Below are 24,193 nucleotides of genomic sequence, written 5' to 3'. Positions count from 1 at the left end.
TATTTAAAATAATATTTAAAATTTATTAAAATAAATTGCTTTTGAAATATGTTAAAAAAAGAAAAAAAAGTAAGAGAATAATAGAAATTCTCTTTAAGGACTTATTTTTATTGTGTTTCCTGTTTGGAAGTCATTCCAGTAGGAAGTTATAATGTATTCCCCACTCATTAATCTGATTCCTAAGCTTGCAATACCGTCTTTATTAGTAACTTTGTGATAGAAGACACCATTTACATTAAATGATACGTTTTGGTTAGCTAATGGCTTACCTTGACCGTCTAAAGTTAAAGCAGTAAAATTACTGCCGTCTAAGTGTTTCATGGAGAGATCTTTTGTTACTAAAGTTGGCATGACAGTGACTTTGTTTCCAATATCTAAACCGTCATACATTGTTGTAATAGTATAGTTTCCTGGTCTTAAGCTGATTCCTAAGCTTGCAACACCGTTTTTATCAGTAGTTTTAGTATAGAATACACCGTTGATGTTAAAGGTTACATTCTTGTTTACTGCTAAAGATCCGTCTTTGTTGTAGACAGTTGCTTCAAATCTGGAAGCATTTAAGTAATATTTAGTTAAATCATTTTGAACGATTAATGATTTTACAGTTATGTTAAATCCTTTTTCTTCACCAGTTACAGGGTTGTAAGCAGTTAAAATGTAAGATCCCGGTCTTAACATAATACCTAAATCAGCCATACCATCTTTATCAGTCTTTTTAGTATAGAAAACACCATGAATGTTAAATTTAACTTCAGTGTTAGCCAGTGCTTTTCCTGTACTGTCAGTAAACTTAGCATAGAATCTAGTAGCGTTCTGATACATTTTAACCAAATCATCAGCTACAATAGTCGGATTAATAGTTACAGTAATGTTTTTAGAAACTGCATTATACATATCTGAACTATTATATGAAACAGCAGCATTATAGATGTTAGATACTAAGTTTAATCCCATGGAAGCAGTACCGTTAGCATCAGTGGTTTTAGCATAAGTTTGACCATTAATAGTAAAGTACACAGTAGCATTAGCAATAGGATTGCCTAAATAATCAGTTAAAACAGCAACCATTCTGGTACCGTCTTTGTAAATCATCACAATGTCAGAAATGTTTAAATTAACTTTTTTATTAATATCTACAGTGAAATTAGTCCTGATTACTTGTTTTTCATAGTTTTTATCACCAGAATAAGTAACAGTCACATTATAGTTTCCTGCAACTAAATCTTTAATGGTTAATTTTGCAGATCCATTAACAAGAACTACATTATAAGATTTGCCATTTACCAATACAGTTACATTGCCTGTTGCATCTTTAGGACCAACAACATTAATTACACTATCCTCACCAGCAACACTAGCATTAACATCTACTTTCAAGGAATCTTTAGCTTTATTAACAGTTAAAGTTGAAGAATTAGTTACATCAGAAATAACTTTACTGCCACTTACAGAGTAAACTAAAGTGTATTTTCCGGCATTTAACTGTCCAATTACAAAACTGACAGTACCATTTTCATCAGTAACTAAAGTATAAGTTTTACCGTTGACTTTCAAGGTCACATTAACATTAGCTAATGGATTATCTTTAGCATCCATTAAAGTAGCATTAGCAATTACAACATCACCATAATCAGCAACAACATCATTAACTTCAATAATACCTTTACCAATACTTGCAACACCATTATAAGTTACACTCTGACCGTCAACAGTAGCAGAAATAGTATAATTACCTTCTTTAGCTTCAAAACCATTAACAACATTATTAGCTATTGTACCATTAGCAATACTTAAAGTACCATTAACCATGGACATATTGAAGTTACGTAATGGTAAAGAACCATTATAATCAGTTAAATTAGTTCCATTAAAGACTTTAAATGCTAAAACAGCATCCTGCAACAAACCGGTGTTATTAGTAACATCTAAAGTTAAAACCAACCAGGTATCAGGAGTCATATTAACAAGGGTTCTGTTTGCATCAACAACAGTAAATACTGGTTGAGTATTGTTACCCCACCAATTGTTATTTAAATCAATGATTCCAGTAGTTGGACTGCCTAAATTAGTCCATGAAACAGCATTTGGATTTACAATATAACAATTAGTAATGTTAAGTATGCCAAATGCATTAGTTGTTAAAACTTTACCTTTAATATCAATAATACAATTATTTAAAGATACATTACCAGATCTGTTTAAATTAGGTCTAAAACCAACATTGTTAATGTTATTGATGTTTATAAAAGTACAATTATCAAATTTAATAATATTTTGCCAGTTATACTCTGCAGAAGAACCATAATATGATCCAAATATATCTCCAGCAGCTATTGATTCATTGTATCTGAAAATACATCCATATGATTCAACTCTATTTAAACCAGCTAAATATATGTAACCTTTTTTATTTTGAATATCTGTTCTTCCAGCATCAGTTGAAGTTCTTCCAAGGTCTTGAATTGTAGTATTAATTAAAGTTATACCAGCATCAATTCCTACAATGTTTCCATAGTGAGATCCACTCCACCAGTAAGCTTCTTCAACTAATGAATTCTGTAAAGTCATGTCTTTAATTACAAAAATATTTGATCCCCTGTATGCATAATTTGCAAAGAAGTAAGAATTATTAACTATTAAAGTACCATTGTTAGTTAATCCTCCACCATATGATGAAAAACCATTTCTTACAAATGAACAGTTGTTAATAATCATATTTCCAGAGTTTAATACTGCTCCCCCAAGAGTTCCTTTATTATTTTCAAAGTAAATATTATTTAAATGAACATTTGAACCTGGCAAAGCAATAATAGGAGAATGAATATTTTTTACATTTTGATATGGATATACTGCACTAGCATCTGCTTTAGAACCATTAACCATACTCATATTTTCAATAGTAATTATATTACTGCCTTTAGCTATTGTAAAGAAATCATTAGTTTGATTACCGCATAAAATAGTTTTATTAACTCCAGCACCAGTAATTGTTACGCTTACAGTAGATGAAAGCTCAATATTTGTATTACCTTCACCTGAATAAATACCTTCCAAAACATGAATAAATAACACAGAACTTTGAGAATATCCGTAGTTTAATGCTTTTTTAATTGTTTTAAATGGTTTAGCTAAACTGCCATCACCATTTACATCATCACCTAATTTATCAGAAACATAAACAGTTACATTATTTTTTAATGGTTTTAAAGCTACTTTAACAGTTCCATTAATGATTTTATCACTTGCATCTGCAAATACATAATCACCAGACAAAGTATAAGTTCCATTTTTAAATCCAAGATAATCTAGTGATGCAATACCATTAACAACCTCAGAAGTTCCCATATAAGTACCATTCAAATAGAACTTAACAGAACCTCCACCAATTACAGCACCAGAAATATGAGATACAGACATAGACACAGTATCTGCTAAAAATTGAGTAGTTAAATTATTGAAAGTTATAGTAAGATTAGTTAACTTAGCATCAACATATTGCTTATTGTCAGAATGTTCTATGTAAATATCCTTACCATTAATTACAGCTGTGTTATCTTTGAAAATACAGCCAGTTAATGTAATATTAGAATCTACAGAATAATAATCAGAAGTATAATGAGGAGCTAAGTAAATTGCACCACCATAATTTGCAGAATTGTTTATAAAAGTACAATCAACAATAGAACCCATAACAGTTTGAATTGCTCCACCTTTATCACCAAAACAATCAATAAAAGTAGAATTAATCACATCACAAAGCATTTTATAATTATTATAAGTATTTGAAAATCCTATAAATGCAGTTCCATTATTTTTCTTGAAATAATCATTTTTAGATAAAATAAAAGAAAGTAATGAACCAGTGTTATTTATAAACTTATTATTAATAGAAATACCTTGCTGAGTAGCCCTAACTAAACCAAAATTATTTTCAAATACAGAATTAGTTATATTAATATAACCTCCTTCAAGGAAATAAAGATTATATGCATTATTTATTTTATTATTAGCTAAATAAGATTTATCAATAGATGAAACACCAGTAATCATACCTGTATTATTGCAAAATGTCAAATTATCAATAGTAGAACTTCCATCTATAATCTTACCACCATAAGTGTTAACATTGTCAGAAATTATACAATCTTCAATAACAGAAGGTGCATTAGTAGTTATTAATGAATATAATCCACTAATATATTTTGTTATAGACCCATTTTTATAAGTTAAATTTTTTAATACAACATTTGTGTAACTACCAGTTTTTAAAAACCAATTTCTATTTTGACCATCAATTAATACTTTATTATATCCTTCACCTACCAAAGTTAAGTTACCAAGATTAGAAAAAGTTAAATTAGTATTATTAACACCACTATAAACTCCACCCATTATATGAATAGTTGGATATAAAGATTTTCCAAAACCATAAGTTATAGCATTACCAATAGTTTTAAACGGATTAAGTTTAGAACCGTCACCAGTTAAATCACTACCACGTGCACCGTCAACCCATAAATCAATAGGAGTTTGATCAATATTAACAGATAAAATACCCGGAGTCATAGAAACATTATTACTGCCCCAAGTACCATTAATAACCAAATCACCATTAGGAACTAACTTAGTTAGAGATAAAACAGCTAAACCATTAGTAACTGCTGCCTGACCTACCTGTTCACCATTAATATAAAAAGTAACACCATTATATGCCTGAGTTTGACCTGAAACATTGTTTCCGTCTACATCAGTTACTCTACATGAAACTTTAAAAGTAGGAGAAGTTGTAGAATTATTTAAAAAAGTAATAATTACATTCATACTTCCACCATTAAATATTTGACCTTTACTTGCAGAAGTAGAATTAACAAAAGCATTACCTTTAACAAAATTCTTACCATTAATATTAATTACAGCACCATTTTTCCCATTATTGTTACAGTTGATAAAAGTATTGTTTACAATAATACCATTTCCATTATATCCGGAATTAGCATATAATGCAGCATCATATGCATTACCTGAAGTGGATATATTAACAAACCTATTATTCTTAATTATAGTACTATTAGATGCATCAATATATGCACCTGCACCAGTACAATAAGTGCTTCTAGCAATAGAATTTTCAAATACACAATTCATAAGTTGTGCATTTTGCATACTACTTGCAAAAATTGATCCACCATAACTATTAACACTATTATTCCTAAAAATAGAATTAGTTACTTTAAAATCATTAGATCGTTGATAAATTGCACCACCATTAGAACCTGTTGCATAATTATCCTCAAACAAACAATTATCAATAGTTAAAACAGCATTACTTGTAATAGCACCACCAGTATTGGATTTACCATTAATAAATGCAATATTTTTAAAAACAATTATAGAATCCCCACTCATTGATTTAAAAATAGGAGCCATCTGCTCCCCATCAATAAATGTCTTATCATATCCCTGACCAATAAAAGTCAAAGACCCATTATAATTTTTATGAGCCAAATTAATACTTAAATCAGTATTATTATCCCCAGTGAATGTTCCCTCACTTAAATAAATAACAGCATTATCAGAAGCATTAACACTTGAAATACCCTTATTTATTGTAGCATAAGGACTAGTCTGACTACCAGAATTTGAATCATCACCAGTAGTATTCACATAAATCGTCTTATCATAACTTACCCCATCACCTAAAACAGGAGATGAAGCACTATCAACTGCCAAAACATCAGCAGAAGAACCCTCCTGAGCACTAACAGCGCCAAGAGTCAAAATAGCCAGTAAAAAAATACCAACTAACATCACTTTATTTAATCTCATTAAAATTTCACCAAAAAAAATTTAAAATTATACTTAAAAAACATCAAGCATAATTAAAAAATAACTATATTTAATCTCATATTTAATAGTTATCATGAAAAATTGGCACTGTCAATAACTTTGGTGATGAATGCCTCGGAAGTTTCTCTGCACCCAGTATTTGGTTTTGAGAGAAAATCTTGTCCTAGCTCCTTCAAAAGTTCTTAATGTTTTTTTAATATGCTTAGGGAAAACTTTTTGAAAGAAATTTTCAATTTTATTACTTGTAGTTGGAACATTACTATTTTCAAGATGAAATGTTATTGTTTTAAAGTAAGGAATGATGAAAAACCACAATAAATTAAAAATAACTTTCGGCAAATTGTTTTGTATACTAATAAGATAATCTCTACCTTTTTTAGCAGATTCTAAATCATTAGCATCTAAAACATCAAAAACTAATTGTTTACAATAATTTAAGTATTCCAATTCTTCATCAGAATAATTATTTCTTTTTTTATCCTCTCTAATGTTCCTGTTTATCTTTTGTTTTGTGTGAAACATACAGAATTGATGTCTAACCCCAACTTTTTCAATTGCTGGATGATACTCATCTTTTAAATCAGATACAATACAAATCTTAGGCTGATTACGTAGGGAATCATCTAAAAACTTATATATAGTTCCAATATCCTCTGATTCCACCAGATCCATAGAAACAACAGAATTCAATTTAACATCAAATAAGACTAAAAAATAGTTCCAAACACCGTTAATTTTAGTCCAAAGACTATCAAACAAATAATATCCAGAATAAGATTCATTCACACTTATATCATCATTTTCATCAGATATTATGCAAGATTCAATACTTTGATGTGAAATATCTACATTGAAGAATCTTTTGAGCATATACTGAATTTTATAAATACTATTTCCAGAAACAGAGTATATTTCATTGATATATTCTATTACAGGCTTTGTAATATTGCAATTTTCATCAACAATAGATTTAATATCAGTATAAAAAATTTTACCACATTTTTTACATTTATATTTCTGAATAATACATTTTTGTTCTCCAACATTTAAAAAATACAATTTACGAACATAATTCCCATTTTTAACAACATTTGAGGAATAACAATCAGGACAAAATGCATATTTATATTTAAAATAAAAATTACCATGTTTAGTAAGCCTAATTAAATTATCATCCGAATTTAAACATCCATTGCTTAATTTCTCCCCATAAGATTCATATTCAGAAAATTCTTCAAAAAAATCGAAAAGTTTAAGTTGTTTATCCTCCAATATAGAACATGGAGCTTTTGTATTGTCTTTATTCATATTAATATATTAGCTCCACTTAATATATTAAATTTACTATCTTATTTTAAAAAATAAAACCCAAAAAAGCATTTAAAAAATTTTTTGAAATTAAAAATTAAAAATTCAAATCACCAAAGTCCTTGACAGAGCCGAAAAATTAAAAAAAATAAAAAAAATGTGAATAAATTATTATAATTTGTTCACTAAAATAGTATTAGAAGTAGCATAACTACCATAGACAGATGTAATAATGTATTTACCAGCCATCAAATTAATATTTAAGCTGGCAACACCATTAACATCAGTAATCTTGTTATAAAATACCCCATTAATGTTGAAAGTCACAGTCTCATTAGCTAATGCACGACCAGTACCGTCAACTAAACGAGCCTTAAACTGACTGCCATCCCTATAATTCATAGTCAGATCACTACCTTCCAAAGTAGGTAAAACAGTTACTTTTTTACCAACTTGAAGACCGTCAGGATGAATAGCTGTTAAAATATATTCCCCAGGATTTAAATTAATATTTAACATAGCTACACCATCCCCACCAGTTTCACGAGTATATAAAACACCATTAATGTTAAACTTAACTTTAGCATTAGCTAATGGATTACCCTGACCGTCTAAAAATTTAGCATAGAACTGAGAGTCATTGCGATAATATTTGACCAAATCGTTAGCTTCTACTGTTGGCAGAACTGTAACATTAAATGACATTAATAAACCATCATAAGGATTATGTACTGTTAAAACATATTTTCCAGCCCATAATTTAATACCTAATGTATCTATGCCCTCATCATTAGTTTTGCGAACATAGAATACACCATTAATATTCATTGACACATTAGTATTAGCTATTGGATTACCTGCACCATCAATTACTTTAACATGGAACTGAGACTCATTAAGATAATATTTAACCAGATTGTCCCCCAATATTGTCGGTAAAACTTTCACAATAGCTTTTGCAAATGCATTGTCTGATTCAGTAGGGCCATAATATGCACATAAAACTTCATATTCGCCAGGTCTAAGGTTAATATTCATAGTTGCCCAACCATTTTCATCAGTTGTGCGATTATAAGTTTTTCCATTAATAGTTATAGCTATTGTACGATTTACCAATGGATTTGAATAGGAATCCAATAATTGTACATAAAATTGTGTTCCATTACGATAATTTTTAGTGCAGTTTAAGGCAAACAGATATGTTGAATTTCCTGAAACAACCAAAGTAGTTTTTACAGATGATTTTTTATAGGTATCGTCACCGCCAAAAGTTGCCTTAATATCATAGAATCCAGGAGATAAAACAGTATCCAAAAATGCCTTACCTTCAGAATCTGTAATAGCATAATAACTTTGATTACCAACTGCAAATTTAATTTCCTTGCCTTTGATATATGTTCCGTTTTCATCAATTAAAACAACATAGTAATTACTGCTACCACTTAATTCAGAATCTCCAGCAATTAAAACTGTTTTAGTAGTATTGCCTACAGATTCCACATTCACATAGTTAACTCCATAACTTCCAAGATAGGAATTACTGCCTAAATAATAAGTGGAAATAATATATCTGCCATAATCTAAATCAAAGCTAAATATTACCTTACCATCTTTTGCAGTTACTCCTTTGTAAGATCCGACAAAATCACCATCAATTGTAGAAATATTAGCTAAAATAGTAGCATAATTAATAGGATTACCTAAAACATCACTTAAAACAACAGTGAAATTCATAGACTCATTATCATAACCATTAACATCACCAGATTCAATGTTAGTAGAAGTCCTGTTAGAATCAACCACCAATATATAAGATGAACCGGATGATGGAATATAATTTGGATTATCTATATGATAACTAATCAGATACTTGCCAACACCAAGACTTAAGAGTAAACGAGCTACACCATCATTATTTGTAGTGGCTGTGTAGTTTGTTCCATTTATATCAATCATGATTTGCATATTTTTAACAGCTGCATTCCTGCTATCAAGTAGTTTTATCACATAATACTTAGCTTCACCAACATTCATAATAACATCAGATGCAAGAATTGTAGTCGGCATACGATAAACAGACACGGTACTTAAATTTTTAGCAAACAAACCATAATATGGGTTAGTGTATTGGTAAGTAATATTATAAATACCAGGATTTAAAGTAATCTGCAAACGGCCATACCCATAAATGTCAGTAACAACATTGTAAGTTTGCTGCCAATCACCGGAAGAAATTGTAACAGCAATATTCTTACCATACAAACTATATGCATTAGTATCATTGAAAGAAATTACAAAATACCTATTTTCACCATAATACTGGACAAAATCACTTGCATTAATAGAAACCTGACCAGGTGCAGTTTGACTATCAACAACAATAGTAGCAGCACCAGTTGAATCAATATACCATATATCACCATCAAAATCAAAAGTAGCTAAATAAGTACCTTCACCTTGAGCAATACGGAAAGTTACTTCTCCATTACCATCAGTTACACCAGTATAAGTTTTTAATAAAACTCCTTTGTACAGATTTAATTTTATAGTTGCATTAGTTACTCTGTGACCAAACATATCAGTTAAAACAATAGTATAAACACCATTTAATGGAATTTTACTATAATGGAAACCTGAAATAACTGTTAAAACCTTATTAACTGTGATAGTTCCACTGCCTTTTGCAGAACCGTAAACATCATCACCTGCATAGCTGGCAGTTATCTGATAAGTACCCGGAAGATAATTAATAGTTAATCTAGCTACTCCATCATCACCAGTTTGCAAAGTAAAAGTATCAGACAAATTGCCCTGAGTTATAACAACATTAATATACTCGCCTCTAATTAATGTACCGTGTTCATCCCTTAAAGTGATGTTATAGTCATTTCCAACACCATAGAAAACAACATCAGGCACTTCAATTGTTGAATTAACCGGACGGATTTCAACATAAGATACAGAAGAGCTTGGCAGATACCAGCCGTCACCTTTATACTCGCATTTAATAGTATATTTTCCAACATCCAAACTTAATAGTGCATCAGCACGCCCAGTAGAATCAGTAGTAATAACAGCTGTCCTTGTTCCTCCTTTAGAATCAATAATAGTGATTGTTATACTTTGATTAACAATTCCTACCTGCCCATTTGTTAAAACTGCATAAAAATTAACATTTTTACCATAAAAAGTGTAATTATAACTAATCAAATAAGTAACAGATGGACTAATAGTAATCTGAGCAGATTTATTACACCCTTCAAAATAACCATTACCATCATAATAAACAGATATGTTATATACCCCTACAGGATAAGTTACTTCAAACTTGGCATATCCTTTTTCATCAGTTACTAAAGTGAAATACTCTTTTTCACCTTTTGGAGTTGTAATAACAACAGTTAAAGTCTGATTGAAAATTCTATGACCGTTTACATTAATTAAAGTAATTTCATAGTTGTTATTGTTTCCATAAAATACTACATCATCCATTACCAGTTGAGTGTTATTATTTCTAAGTGTTAAGTCTAAAAGTTGATTATCAATCCTTGCATAAACATTAAAGTCAGCAGTAGTTTCATTTTGAACAACATATGCATCAGCTTTATTATTTACAAGAGACGTGTTAAGTGGAGATATTATTCCATAATCTGATGAGAAATAAACATCTCTAGTTGGAAGAACCTTATCCAAACCACTAATATTTCCATTATTATCAATTAATTTATTTAAAGCAGCAATAATATGAGTGTTTGTAACAGCATCTAAAGACATGATTACCCAATTATCAAGAGTTAAAGATCCGATATGTACAAAAATCCTATTACCATCAGGTTTTTGATTAGAACCCCACCAGTTACTTGAATAATCAACTTCGCCATCATAAACAAAAATATCATTACCTCCGTAAGTAGCAGAATTATTCAAAAATACAGAATAATGAACAATCTTAGTACCTGCAAGAGCACCACCATAAGCAGCTTTATTTCCAATAAAAACAGAATAATAAACTTCATTAGCAGTAGCTATTCCCCTATATGAATAGGTAGAATCCAGATTACCTATACCTGAATTGTCATTTTTATAGAAATAAGAATTATTGATTAAATCAGCACTTACATAACAAACAGTATTGGAATCAAAGAAAGAATTATTTACAACAGCCCCTCCAATTAACCTACCATTATTTTTAATAAAAGAACAATTGTTTACTTCTCCATGACAGGTTCCATAAACACTGCGTCCTAATCCAAGTCCTATGCGATTACTTGCATAATAATCACTAGGTATGAAATTATTCTCTACAAAAGAACAATTAGTAATGTATGCAAATACAGTACTTTTAGATAAATCCCCAACTATATTTTTACCTAATGGAGATGAAGAAGAATAAATAGTAGGATTTAAATTAACAATGCCAACAGTATTGCTTCTAAATACTGAATTGGAAATAGAAATATAATTCCAGACAGGGAAACAAACATTGTATGCTTCCATACCCCTATAAGTGTAAATATTGCTGCATTTTTCAGCAGATATATTATTAATAGTAATATTGGCTCCGCCTCTAATTAATGGACCTACAATGTTTTTAAAAGTGATGTTGTCCACATATACATTACCGTTATTTTGAACACCATTACTTGTTGAAACAATACCAACAGAACGGATATCATAGAAATTGGAATTTAAAACTGTTAAATTTCCTCCTTTAACAAGAATCAATTCATTAGAATACTGTTTTAAATTAACTGTAAAATTTAAATTTTTAAGAGTCAAACAACCCCATTCTTTAACTATGAATATATTACGGTCATTTTCTCTACTTAAAATTACATTACCAACACCAACAATAGTTAAATTTTTAACAATTTCCAAATTTGAATTCCAATTATTTGTATAAGTACCATTTAACAAATAAATAGTATTTCCATTTAATGCTTTAGCTATTGTATGATCCAAAGTTTTATATGGATTATCATGACTTCCATCACCAAACCCGTTGTGTCCTGTTGGTGAAACATACCAATCATAATCAGTTAATCCTGTACCGACAATAAGTCTTAATCTTTGAGAATTAATTACAGCATAAACAATTGAACTTTCATTATTGTTTCTTAAATAATTAGAAAATGTACCATTAACTAAAGTTCCACTACTATAATCAAATTTACCATTTTGAGACTCGAATTTAACACTCATTTGAGGAAGTAAAGAAGGATTATCCAAATATTTCATGGAATCCCCATCAGTATATTTATTTAAAGTTGCCCTAAACTCCGCATTAGTACCTACTTTAATCGGAGACTCATCACATTCAAAAGTCATTACAACCCAATATTTAGTGTCTGATTTAACATACTTAAGAGAAGGTCCTTTATTTACCCCCCACCAATTATAATTTGCTGAAACATTATTTGCATAAGCACCATTACCATAAATTTCGCCTAATACAACAGAATAAGTTATATTAAGATTAGAATTACCAATATTAATACTGCTATCAAAATATGATGATTTAATAGTTGCATCAGAATTAAATAGAGAAGATAAACCTGAATAACCGGAAGTTCTAAAGTACACATCACTTATATTAACTACAGAGTTTTCTGCTCTAAAACCCGCATCAGCAGTTGTATTTTTAACTACCAATGTACCATTATTACATGCTAATTGCCCTACTTTTGAGTTAATAACAGTCATGGTAATGCTTTTAAAAATATCAACATCAAAATTAGGGTTTGAAGAAATTCCAAAAGTTTGAGAATTATTCACAAATAAATTATGAAAATTATAAATTGCAGGATTCTTATTTGAATAGCTTATAATCAATTTACTATTAACAACACTACAGCCTCCCAAATTAAAAATCATATCCGCATAATTAGAACCAACACAATTAGAAAATTTAGAATCATAAACTTTTAAGTCGCCTTCATTGTAAATAACTCCCATAAAAGAATTAATATTCTTAAATTCCACATTTGACAATGTTAAAAATCCTTTATTGTAAATAACACCATAATAACTAGAATATTCAGTTGTTTTTCCATTGACAAAGTTAATATTTTCCAAAATTAATGATTTGGACTCGAAAATATTAAAAAATGTACTTTGTCCATTACCATTAACTGTTACATTGCCCGTTAATGATTTAATTACCAAATTTTTATTTATTTCAATGTTTAAATCACCTGGACTGCTATAAATTCCATCCATAAGAATAACAGTAGAATTATCACTAGCCATATTAACTGCTTCACCAATTGAAGCATACGGTTTATCCTGACTACCATCCGGCACTATAGATAAATTTGCAGAAGGATTTACATAAACATAGTTATCCCCATTATCTCCAATAATAGAGTCTGTATCATAGTTATTTTCAACAATTACATTATCATCAACATTAGTACTGTTAAAATCATCACTAGCACTAGCTAAACTTATTGAAGACAATATAATCAAAAATAACATGAATATAAATGCATTCTTTTTAACAGAAATAATTAACACCTCTTAATTAAATTATACTTGGTTATAAATCAACCATAATGTTATTACTTTTAATAAAAAGAAGTATAAAAAACTTTCTAAAATATTAGAAAAAAGAAAAAAAGAAGGTTTAATTATTCATTTTCCCTATCTTTTCTGCGTTTATAACCTATAAACAGACAGATTATAAGAATAATGATTAAACCAATAAATGTAAATATTGTTTTTGGATTATCTAATTGCTTAGTCACATCCTCTTCATCAATCTCATATGCTTTAACATCATCACTGCTGGAACTGGATGAACTAGACTCTCCAGCATCAGATGAACTAGATCCTCCAGCACTAGCTGAAGAAGCTGCATTTGCAGTCAAACCTACAGTAAGTAAGTTTTCATTAGCATTACCACCATCTATTTGGCTTAAGCTATTAGCATTAGAACTGCCATTAACTCCCTGATTTGAAGTAGGATTTCCACCTTGAGCAGGTCCGCCATTAGGACCATATTGGCCACCACCACCAGGACCTAAATTACTTCCAGGACCAGGAATTCCACCACCCGGACCGGAAGGACCAGGACCGGTATTTCCACCAGGTTTACCTTGACCTCCAATTTGAGGACCAGTATGCCAAATAGGATTTGTCTTAGTAATCACTGTAGGGCCGGAAGCAGGCTTATCATTACCTCCAGGAGTAACAGTTCCGTTTCCATTTGGCTTGTCTGGTACTACAGTAGGAGCCCAATTAATAATTGACCTAACTAATGGCTTAAATACAATTTTATCACCTAAATTAAAAGGAGAATCATCTGGGACTCCTTTTTTACCATTAGATTCCCAGTAATTATACCTTGCATCAACATATAAATGTGAACTGTCATATACACTGAAACTTTCAGCTTTAGGTGCTTTGTTATTTACAATATTAGAATTGTGTATAACCATATTAGCAGATCCTAAATAAAATGCTCCACCTGATTCCAAACCAAGATTATTAGAGATAGTTGAATTAAAGATATTCAAATTATTCTGAGTGTGGCCATAGTAAACATATGAACCGTAACTGATAGCTCCACCATAACTTGCAGAATTATTGCTTATAATTGTATTAGTAATTAGGAAGTTATTAGATATGTCTAAAGCACCACCTTTACTTCCTGCACGATTATCAGTAATTATACAACCATCAATACGTCCATCATTTGCCTGAACAGATAATGCTCCACCATTAACTACTGCCTTATTATAACGGACAATAGAATCTTTAAGAGTGAATTTATCAAATGTTCCGTAAATTGCTCCACCATCACCATAATTTCTATAAACATAAGAATTCAAGTTAGAATTATTACCTTCAATAGTGGAATTAGCCACATTATTTGTAAAAGAACAGTTAGTTAAGTTCAATGAAGCTTTTGGTTTATATGTTGAATATTCACCATAATTTGAAATAGTTCCAATAGCTCCCCCTTTATAAGCATTATTATGATCAAATATTGAATTAGCAACTTCTAAAACAGTATTTTTGTTAAATATTGCTCCACCAGTACCTAAAGGAACTTCACATACTGATCTGTGTTCATAACGAACACCTTCATCAATAGACCATCCGGTAGAATACCTTTCAAGCATACAATGATCCAAATTAAGAACTGCAACATTCATGTAAAATACAGTATTATTAATTGTAAAAGATTTAGATGAATCTGTGTAAATAGCCCCACCATGAACACCTTTATTATCACGAATTACTGATGAAACAATAGTAGTTTTACCAAAGTCCGCTATAGCTCCACCTCTATGAGCATAATTTCCAGATAATTCAGTCAAATTAATAAATAAATTACCGTAATTTAATATAGCTCCACCTAATCCCGTATTTTTACAGTCAACAGTATACCAGTACTCCTTGCCTCTGTCATCTACAGTTTTATTTATGAAATCAGGATTACTATTATCAAAGTAAGCAGAAGAGTTGCAAATTATTGAATTATTAATGTATAATGTACCATTATTAACAAATAATGAACCTCCATTAACATTATGTCCATTAGATACAATTAATCCATTTATTGTTAAAGTACCATTAGTTAAAATAGTAAATAACTGACTATTATTTGCATCAATAAATACTTTACCCGGATTAATAGCTAAAATAGTAATATTTTTATCAATAACAAGATTAGAATCTTTAAAGGTTCCATCAAGTAAATAAATTACACAATGATTTAAAGATTTACCTAAAGCAAAAGCCAGAGAAGCATAAGGACGCTCTTTACTACCATCACCTGCAGTATCACTACCGCCAATTGCAACATAAAGTGCAAATGGAGTATTATCTATAACCAAATCATGCAATGCATAAACAGCTGCATTTGCACGTTTAGATCCATTACCACTAATAAGATAATTGTTTATGACTTTATTAAACAAATTCTCATTAGTTATAATCATAACTGCATAATCATCTCCTTTCAATGAATAAGAAAATATGTTATTATGAGCTACAGTATTACTTACTGATTTGCCAGTAAAGAAGACAGCTGATTGATTAGTAACGCTTGAATTTCCAGTAATGATTATATCATTGTATTTTATTGAATCATATGCAGAATTATAAGCATAATATCCAAATATGGAAAAGCCACTAATAGTTAAATTATTATGATTAAAGTTAGTATATCCTGAATCAATAGAATAAACAACCTTATCAGCTATTCCGGACATATTATTATGAGCAATTTCATTGTCTTTAGAATTTTTAATAATTACAACATTTTCAAGATTGCTGAAAGTCATATTATTAGAAATTATATGATTTGAAGAAGTATCAAGTAATTTAATCATTACATTACTTTTTCCACCGGATAAACTATTATTAATTACATAATTACCCATATCGCCAACAACAATTACACTAGAGTTTGTTAAATTATTATTTTTAATATAAACTTTAGAAACATTGTTTAATGTTAATGTAGAGTTAATTAAAGTTAAATTAGTAATATTAACTGATGAAGCACCACTATTAAGAATCAGGTTAACAATTGAACTTACATTTTCTTTATAATATGTGATATTAACTGGAATATCAATACTTAAAGTTTGACCTTTAGTTAAATTATTAAGTAGCAACACATCATTGTTTTTAATAATTTTAGAGTTTATAGTATCATTAAAGTATATTCCGCAATTATTATCATCAATAACATAATAAGTAACACCTAACTCAACAATAGAAGTATTATTCTCAACAAATATTGGATTTGTTACATTAGCATAAATTAAATTACCAGTAATATTTGTATTATTTGTAAATTTAATTAATCCAATAGCCCCTTGTCCAATACCTAATATATCATGAATTTCAGTAATTTTAGATAAATTACCGCCAAAGATATTGAAAGTGTTGTTTATAATAGAAATGTTGTCTGACATATATGTGCCAATACCATAAACACCGTTAGAATTACCATAAAGATAATTATTCACAAAAGTGACATTATAATTTTTATGCAACTCGATGAGATATGCCATATCCTTAGAATGAATAACAATATTATTATTAGAAATATTCAAATCATGGGGGCTGCCAATAACATTACAGCTTGCTATACCGTAAGCTGCACCATCAGAAATAATGTTAATATTATTTCCCATAATTTCACTTTCAGTTAAAACATCAGCATAAATAGCTTCAGTTACACCAGTACCAATCATGATAATAGTATTTCCGGAAATTCTAAATCCTGAAGACATTACTTTATTATAAGTTAATCTTATAGGATTATAAGCAGGCATACTAATACCATAAGCATAAGCAGCTTTTGAATTAATATAAATATTATTATTTTTTAGAATTATGCCATTGCATACATCAACAACTGAAATAGCTGAATTAGCAGGACTTTTATCCTTCAACATTAATGTAATATTATTGTTAGATAACGAAACATCATCTACACCATTTAAGACTATAGCTTCTTTATTCATATTATAGAAATTAAAATCACGAATTAATGATCCGCTAGCATCTCCACTTAATGAAATAGTAACATTAAATAAAAGATTGCTTTGTTTATTACTAATAATATTGATTTTTTCTGTTATGAATACATCCTTGTTAGATAAGAATGTAAAGAAGATTACTTTAGTCTTATTTGCTTCAAAAGTATAATTCAAATAACCTCTTTCATCAAAGTATTTGTAGAAATTGTCATCATTAATAACTAAAGCTGTTGCATCATAAATAACCCCATTAATCATGTTGTCAGAGTTATTGTCTGCAAGTTCATCAGTAATCTCTTTGTAGATACCAACACTAGCATTAGTTTCAATTACATTACCTGATATGGTAGTTTTATAGATTAAACCTTTAATAGAAATACCATAACTTTCACTGCGAATAACATTGTTTAAAATATTATTATAATAATATCTCATGACATTTGATGTGGAAGTTACAGATATACCTACAGCATGAGTATCAATCATATTATTTGAAATAGTATTGTTACATCCAATAAATGTAATAGCATTATCATGATTAACTTTAATTTTATTATCATGAACATAAGAACAATTATCAGTGATACTAATACCTACACCATAATTCTTAATATTAACAGTATTGTTAAAAGCTTCAGTATAATTACTTAAACCGATAGCACAATAAATATCTGTAAATGTTACATTATTATGTGCAACAATAGCAGAATATCCTTTTTCACCATTAACTAAAATACCATTACCCTGACTAGTTCCAGTTACGTTATTATAGGTAACAGATATATTCTTACCCATTGCAGAAACTGAAATACTGCTTTCTATAATAGTATTATTATATACTGTAGCATTATCTGAATATAAGCTAATACCATAACTACCGCGAATAATAGTATTATTAGCAATAGTTGTGTTGATATGGTTTTCATAAACTAACTGTAAAACAATAGACATTGCCCCATTACAAAATGCTTTAAGGTAATTATCTGAAATAACGTTACCCAAACATAACGGAGATCCACCATAATCTGCATGTCCAAAGGGATTAAAGTAAATCAGATTACTGACTATCAAATCATTATAATCCAGAGTTTCCAATTTATTTTTAGAAATTATATTATAATGACATTGACCCATAACCATTACACAGGTAATGTAAGTACTCATATCATTACCAATAATTCTATTATAGCTAGACCATCCCATAGGCATTGCATAAACACCTGCAGCATTAGCTATTCTAATTGTATTGTTAACAATTGTATTATTGTTAGATTTAGTTATCCAAATACCGTGTAACTGACCTACATATATTCCATTAATAGATAATGCACCTTTAGTATTGTTAATTGTAAGTCCTGAAACTGTAGATCCGTCACTACCTTTAACTAAATGAATAAATCCATTTGAAATTTTAGAAGTATTATCTAAAGGCATTAAAGTTAACTGACGATCAATAACAAAACCCCTATCAGATATATTGCCTATTTTTAAAGTATCTCCAGCTACAATTCCTGATTCATTTTTGATTTGACCATTGAATTTGTAGAAATAATTATCATAATTATTTTGAGTAATTTCAATAGTTTTGCCGCCAATAATTGGGCTTAAAACAATATCCTGATTACCAATATCCAAATTATTAGATTCATGGTTAATAATTACATTGTTATTTTGTTCCAAAACAATTGTAGAATTATCAGTATCATCTATTGCACTAACTGCACTTAATGATAAAATAAAACAACAAATCATTACCAAAATCAACATACCCTGTTTTTTAATATTTTCACCTCCCTTTAAATTAATTAAATAAAATCATAGTCCAACAAAATAGAATAAAAATATTATTAAATTGACTATGTTATAAATATCTGACATGATATATATTTAAATTTTTATACAATTTTTAAAAAGCATATCTGAATAAAAACAAATAATATAAAAATTTGATGAAAAGTTAATTAAACAATTAAAAAATATTAATAATATTCAAAAAAAGAAAAAAGTAAGTAAATAAAAGTTATTTACTTATTGTCTAATAGTAATAGTGTTTCCAATTTGTAAATTCTCCCAGATAGAAGTAATAATATATTTACCGGACAATAATCTGATACCTAAAGAAGCAATACCATTACTGTCAGTTACTTTATTATAGAATACACCATTAACATTAAATGTTATATTTTGATTTGCATAAGGTTTACCTTGACCGTCAATTAATGTAGCTGTGAATTTGCTGCCGTCATTATACTTCATGTCTAAATTATCAGTAAACATTACATTTTTAACTGTAATTTTATTGGAAACCATACAGTCCTTGTATATTGCAGTAACAATGTAGTCTCCCGGAAGTAAACCAATTCCTAAAGTAGCTACACCATTTGCATCAGTTGTTTTAGTGTAGAATACACCGTTGATGTTAAATGTTACTTTTTCACCAGCTCCTGCAACACTACCATCCTGTTTAATTACTTTAACTGAATATGCAGATGCATTTTTAAAGTATTTTACAAGATCATGGTTTTCAGTAAGTAAAGATAAAACTGTAACTGTGTTACCTTTCTGTTCTCCATTAGGACCAACAGCTGTAATAATGTATTTGCCAGGATATAACTGAATATTTAAACCAGCAGTACCGACTGCATTGGTTTTTTTAGTATACCATACACCATTAATATTAAATTTAACTTCAGTATTTTTTAATAAATTACCATGCCCATCATAGAATACAGCATAATATTGAGTGTCGTTTCTAAACATTTTAGTAACATCCCTACTTGAAATAGTAGATTTTATTAAAACATTTACTTTAGCATCACTGCCCCACTGTTTAGCATTGGAATCAAATTTGATGTAAACTGAATATTCGCCAGCTACTAAATTAAGACCCATTGAGAATTTACCATCTTTATCAGTGGTTTTAGTGTAAGTTACACCATTAATAGTTATTTTTACATCAGCTCCGGCAATTGCATTACCGTTTAAATCTTTAAGAGTTCCTTCTAAACGGGTTCCGTTTTTATAATACATTACAACATCTTTAGCTGAAATTACAGTATAAACCATATCTCCGATAGTTAATTTTGAAGTAGCAGAACTGCCTAAGAAGTAATTATTTTCACTAGCATTGGCAGATATTGGATGTGATCCTGTGAAAGATTTAGGTATTTCATAAACAAATTTAGCTATTCCGTTTTCATCACTTACAGCTTTTCCGGCATATCTTCCATCAGTGAAGAATTCAACAGTAATTCCGCTTACACCATAGCCTAAAGCATTTTTAACAGTAGCTGTGAAATAAACTTTATTACCTGCTTTTCCAATTACTTCATCTACTTTAATGTTTAATTTTCCTTTAGTTACAATTAAATTAGCAGTTGCATTAACTGATTTATAATTAACTTTAGATAAAACAGCAGTAATTGAGTAATATCCAGGAACATAGGACTCATTTAATTGATATTTTAAAGTAGCAACACCATCATTGAAAACAGCACTTCCAATTTTTACACCGTTTATGTAGAATGCTGCTTGAGCTGCAAGACCTCCGGTGTATGGAAGTTTAGCAGTTATTTTAATGGTTGCATTGTCTAAATAAGATACAGTTACATCTGCAAATACAACATTTTCAAAGATATATTTGTAATTATTGTTGACAATATTGTTTTTACTATTATTTACACCGTCATTTCCACTGCCTTCTTTTCCAACCAAGTAATTGTTAGTAATAGTATTGTTAACAGATTTAGTATCTAAATCTACAGGATAACCTACATTAGATACAATTTCATTATTATCTATTATATTACCAGTTGAAATAGCTACAAAACGAATTCCTGCATTTCCTTCTTTAATTGAATCATAATTTTTAAATGAAATTGCTTTACCATTACCATTGGAAGTTATTTTATTATTGGAAATAACATTATTACTTGATGCATAACCTGCAAATCCATAAACCATATTTCCAGTTCCAGAAATAATATTTCCGGAAATTTTATTGTTGTTGGAAGAATAAGCTTCCATTCCGTAAATAACTTCTGCAGCTGCATTAACTTTATTGTTTACAATAGTGGAAGATTGAGATAATTCTAAAGTAATACCATAATTTACATTATCTGCTGAAATTTTTACATCATTATCTTTAATTAAATTATTTTTTGAATTATAACCTGCTATAATACCGGTTGCAAAATAATTTCCGATAACTTCCACATTATTGTCAACAAATTTATTATTTGAAGAATATTTAGAAGATCCTGAACCGGTTTCAGATCCGATTACACCCATACCATATAAATAATTGTCTTTTCCTTCAACATGAATATTGTTTCCAGAAATAATATTGTTACTTGAATCAAAGTAGAAATCAATACCTACTAATGAATTAGTGGAAAAATTACCATTAACAGTAGCTCTAGGTTGATTTACTAAAGATTTAACAGTTACATTATTGTTTAATACTTCATTGTCAGAAGAATAAATCATTAAAATACCATAGGTTCTGAAAATTTCTTTAACATCATTTTTACCGTCAATACATTTTGAAGCTTCATATAAATGTAATTCACCAGTTCCTAAAGTATTAATTACGTTTCCAGAAATAGCACAATTTTCTGCACCATATCCGAGAACTGTGTAAGTTAAATAATTACCGTGAGAGTAAAGAGTGTTATTTACAACTTCAACATTACCTGATCTGTAAATATAAATAGCATATGCTGCATTCGGATCAACAACACTAATATTATTGTTTAATATCATTACCTGATTAGTATCAACTACATTAACTCCCCATCTATTTAAAGAAGAAGAGTTTTTATTAATGATAGTTACATTTTCAATCCATACATGATTTGTAGTTACTTTAAACATTGAATCAGTAAAAACAGCATTTTTACCAAGGATTTTAATACCTTCAGTAATAAGCATTATTTTATTGTTAAAGTTTCCAACAAAGTTTAAAGTATCTCTCATTTTAATAGCTGAATTTAAATTACCGTTTTCATCAAAGAAACTAGAATAATTACTTTCCGTAACTGTGTAAATTGTACCATTAAAAACATACACCGGTTTTGATGGATCTACAGCCCCTTCAGGAGTTAATATTAAAGAACCATGACAGTTGTTGTTTGAAATTGTGTAAGTATCTTTATCTGCTTCAGCAGCATCAATTGCATATTTATTAGTAGTAGTTATGTCATTACCTGTAATAACAATATTTGCAGGGAATTTAGTGCTGGACACTTTTTTAAGTAAAACACCAACACCAGTATTGGAAACTATATTATTATTTGTAACAGTTAAATAATCATATTTACCCATTTGAAAAATACCTGCAGAAGTATTGGTAGTTACATTATTATTTTTAATTGAAATATAATTACCTTCTGCCTGAATTCCATAACCTTTACCATGAACGTCAACAACATTATCAGTTACATTGGAATAATCTCCTGCAAGAATTCCAGCACCAATAAGTAATGCATTTTGAATTATATTATTGGAAACTAAAGAGGAATTACCTACAGCAATTGCATAGTCCCCACCTACAGTTTCATTAGTGTTGAAATCTTTACCTGTAGCATTGATAATTTTATTATCAGTTACAATAGTACCTACACCAGTAGAAGAAATGGATCTGTAATTACCGATGATAGTATTGGAACTTGCATTGTTATAATTTCCCATAAGCTGGATAGCATAATTCCAGGAAGTTGGAAGAACAGTTGCTTTTATAGTATTGTTGAAAATAACATTATAATTAGATATAGCTCCAACAAAAGCTCCCCCACCATAACTGGACAAATAAATTCCATTTGCATCATCAGTGTATAAATAATTATCAGCTATGTAATTGTAATGAGCACCACCAAGTACAATTAAAGAAGTAGACCTGGAACCATGCCCATAAGTTGCTCCATAAGTAGCTAATACATTGTTTGTAATATTATTATAATTAGAACCTGGATTTAAAGTAATAGGGAAAGAACTTGGACCGGAATTGTTTATTTTATTATTGAAAATATTACATTTGGTAGCCTCATTAAGGAATATTCCCTGAATATCAGTACCTTTATTTGCAATATTTAAGTTAGATACGCTACTTCCAGAGGATTCTTTTAAAAGAACCACAGTACAATCCTGCATTTTATTAGTTGATGTACCTACAACATTTAAAGGTTTATTTAAAATAAATTTTTTATCAGCGAAAGTTCCATCTAAACTCATAGTATCTCCAGAATTAACAGAAGAAGATTTAAGATTACCTTCATCATCAAAATAAGTACCATAATTAGATGAACTTACTGTATGAGACGCAGGTGCAGCTATAACACCACTATCAGAATAGTAATTATAACTAACTGGCTCATAAGATACCATACTATCTGAAATTATATTATCATCAACTGTTGCATTAACATCTTCAGCAGCACTAACTGCTCCGAGAGATACAAAAATCAATAATAATAAAATTAAAGAAAATTTAATATTTTTTACCATTTTATATCACATCATTAATTATATTAAATATA

5 protein-coding genes are annotated in these 24,193 nt (G+C 29.2%); all 5 read right to left on the bottom strand.

The genetic code is table 11. The features are described from left to right. Positions 1-93: 93 nt before the first annotated feature. The 5 genes from K4897_RS05870 to K4897_RS05850 all read right to left on the bottom strand — a co-directional run bounded on the left by K4897_RS05870 (position 94) and on the right by K4897_RS05850 (position 24,161). Positions 94-5,826, bottom strand: a complete 5,733-nt coding sequence (locus K4897_RS05870) for an S-layer family protein (protein ID WP_250415714.1) — start codon at positions 5,824-5,826, stop codon at positions 94-96. A 111-nt stretch (positions 5,827-5,937) separates the two neighbouring features. Then, positions 5,938-7,155, bottom strand: coding sequence for a hypothetical protein (locus K4897_RS05865; protein WP_250415713.1), 1,218 nt, complete (start codon positions 7,153-7,155; stop codon positions 5,938-5,940). Positions 7,156-7,326: 171 nt separating this feature from the next. Next, positions 7,327-13,632 (bottom strand): Ig-like domain repeat protein, encoded by a 6,306-nt coding sequence (locus tag K4897_RS05860; protein WP_250415712.1) that lies wholly within the window; start codon positions 13,630-13,632, stop codon positions 7,327-7,329. A 152-nt stretch (positions 13,633-13,784) separates the two neighbouring features. Continuing rightward, a complete protein-coding gene (locus K4897_RS05855) occupies positions 13,785-19,424 on the bottom strand; it encodes an adhesin (protein WP_250415711.1) in 5,640 nt (1,879 codons plus the stop codon). Between the two features lie 261 nt (positions 19,425-19,685). After that, complete coding sequence (locus K4897_RS05850) at positions 19,686-24,161, bottom strand: right-handed parallel beta-helix repeat-containing protein (protein WP_250415710.1); 4,476 nt, start codon at positions 24,159-24,161, stop codon at positions 19,686-19,688. Positions 24,162-24,193: the final 32 nt, after the last annotated feature.

The sequence above is a fragment of the Methanobrevibacter sp. TLL-48-HuF1 genome (genome assembly GCF_023617305.1).
Classification (GTDB): domain Archaea; phylum Methanobacteriota; class Methanobacteria; order Methanobacteriales; family Methanobacteriaceae; genus Methanocatella; species Methanocatella intestini.
The sequence above is the reverse complement of the archived record's forward strand: the minus strand, read 5'-3'. Positions and strand labels throughout refer to the sequence as shown.

What these genes read in the sequence shown, in the direction of transcription:
- K4897_RS05870 (WP_250415714.1), bottom strand. Translation starts at nt 5,826, where the DNA reads ATGAGATTAAATAAAGTGATGTTAGTTGGTATTTTTTTACTGGCTATT.
- K4897_RS05865 (WP_250415713.1), bottom strand. Translation starts at nt 7,155, where the DNA reads ATGAATAAAGACAATACAAAAGCTCCATGTTCTATATTGGAGGATAAA.
- K4897_RS05860 (WP_250415712.1), bottom strand. Translation starts at nt 13,632, where the DNA reads ATGTTATTTTTGATTATATTGTCTTCAATAAGTTTAGCTAGTGCTAGT.
- K4897_RS05855 (WP_250415711.1), bottom strand. Translation starts at nt 19,424, where the DNA reads ATGTTGATTTTGGTAATGATTTGTTGTTTTATTTTATCATTAAGTGCA.
- K4897_RS05850 (WP_250415710.1), bottom strand. Translation starts at nt 24,161, where the DNA reads ATGGTAAAAAATATTAAATTTTCTTTAATTTTATTATTATTGATTTTT.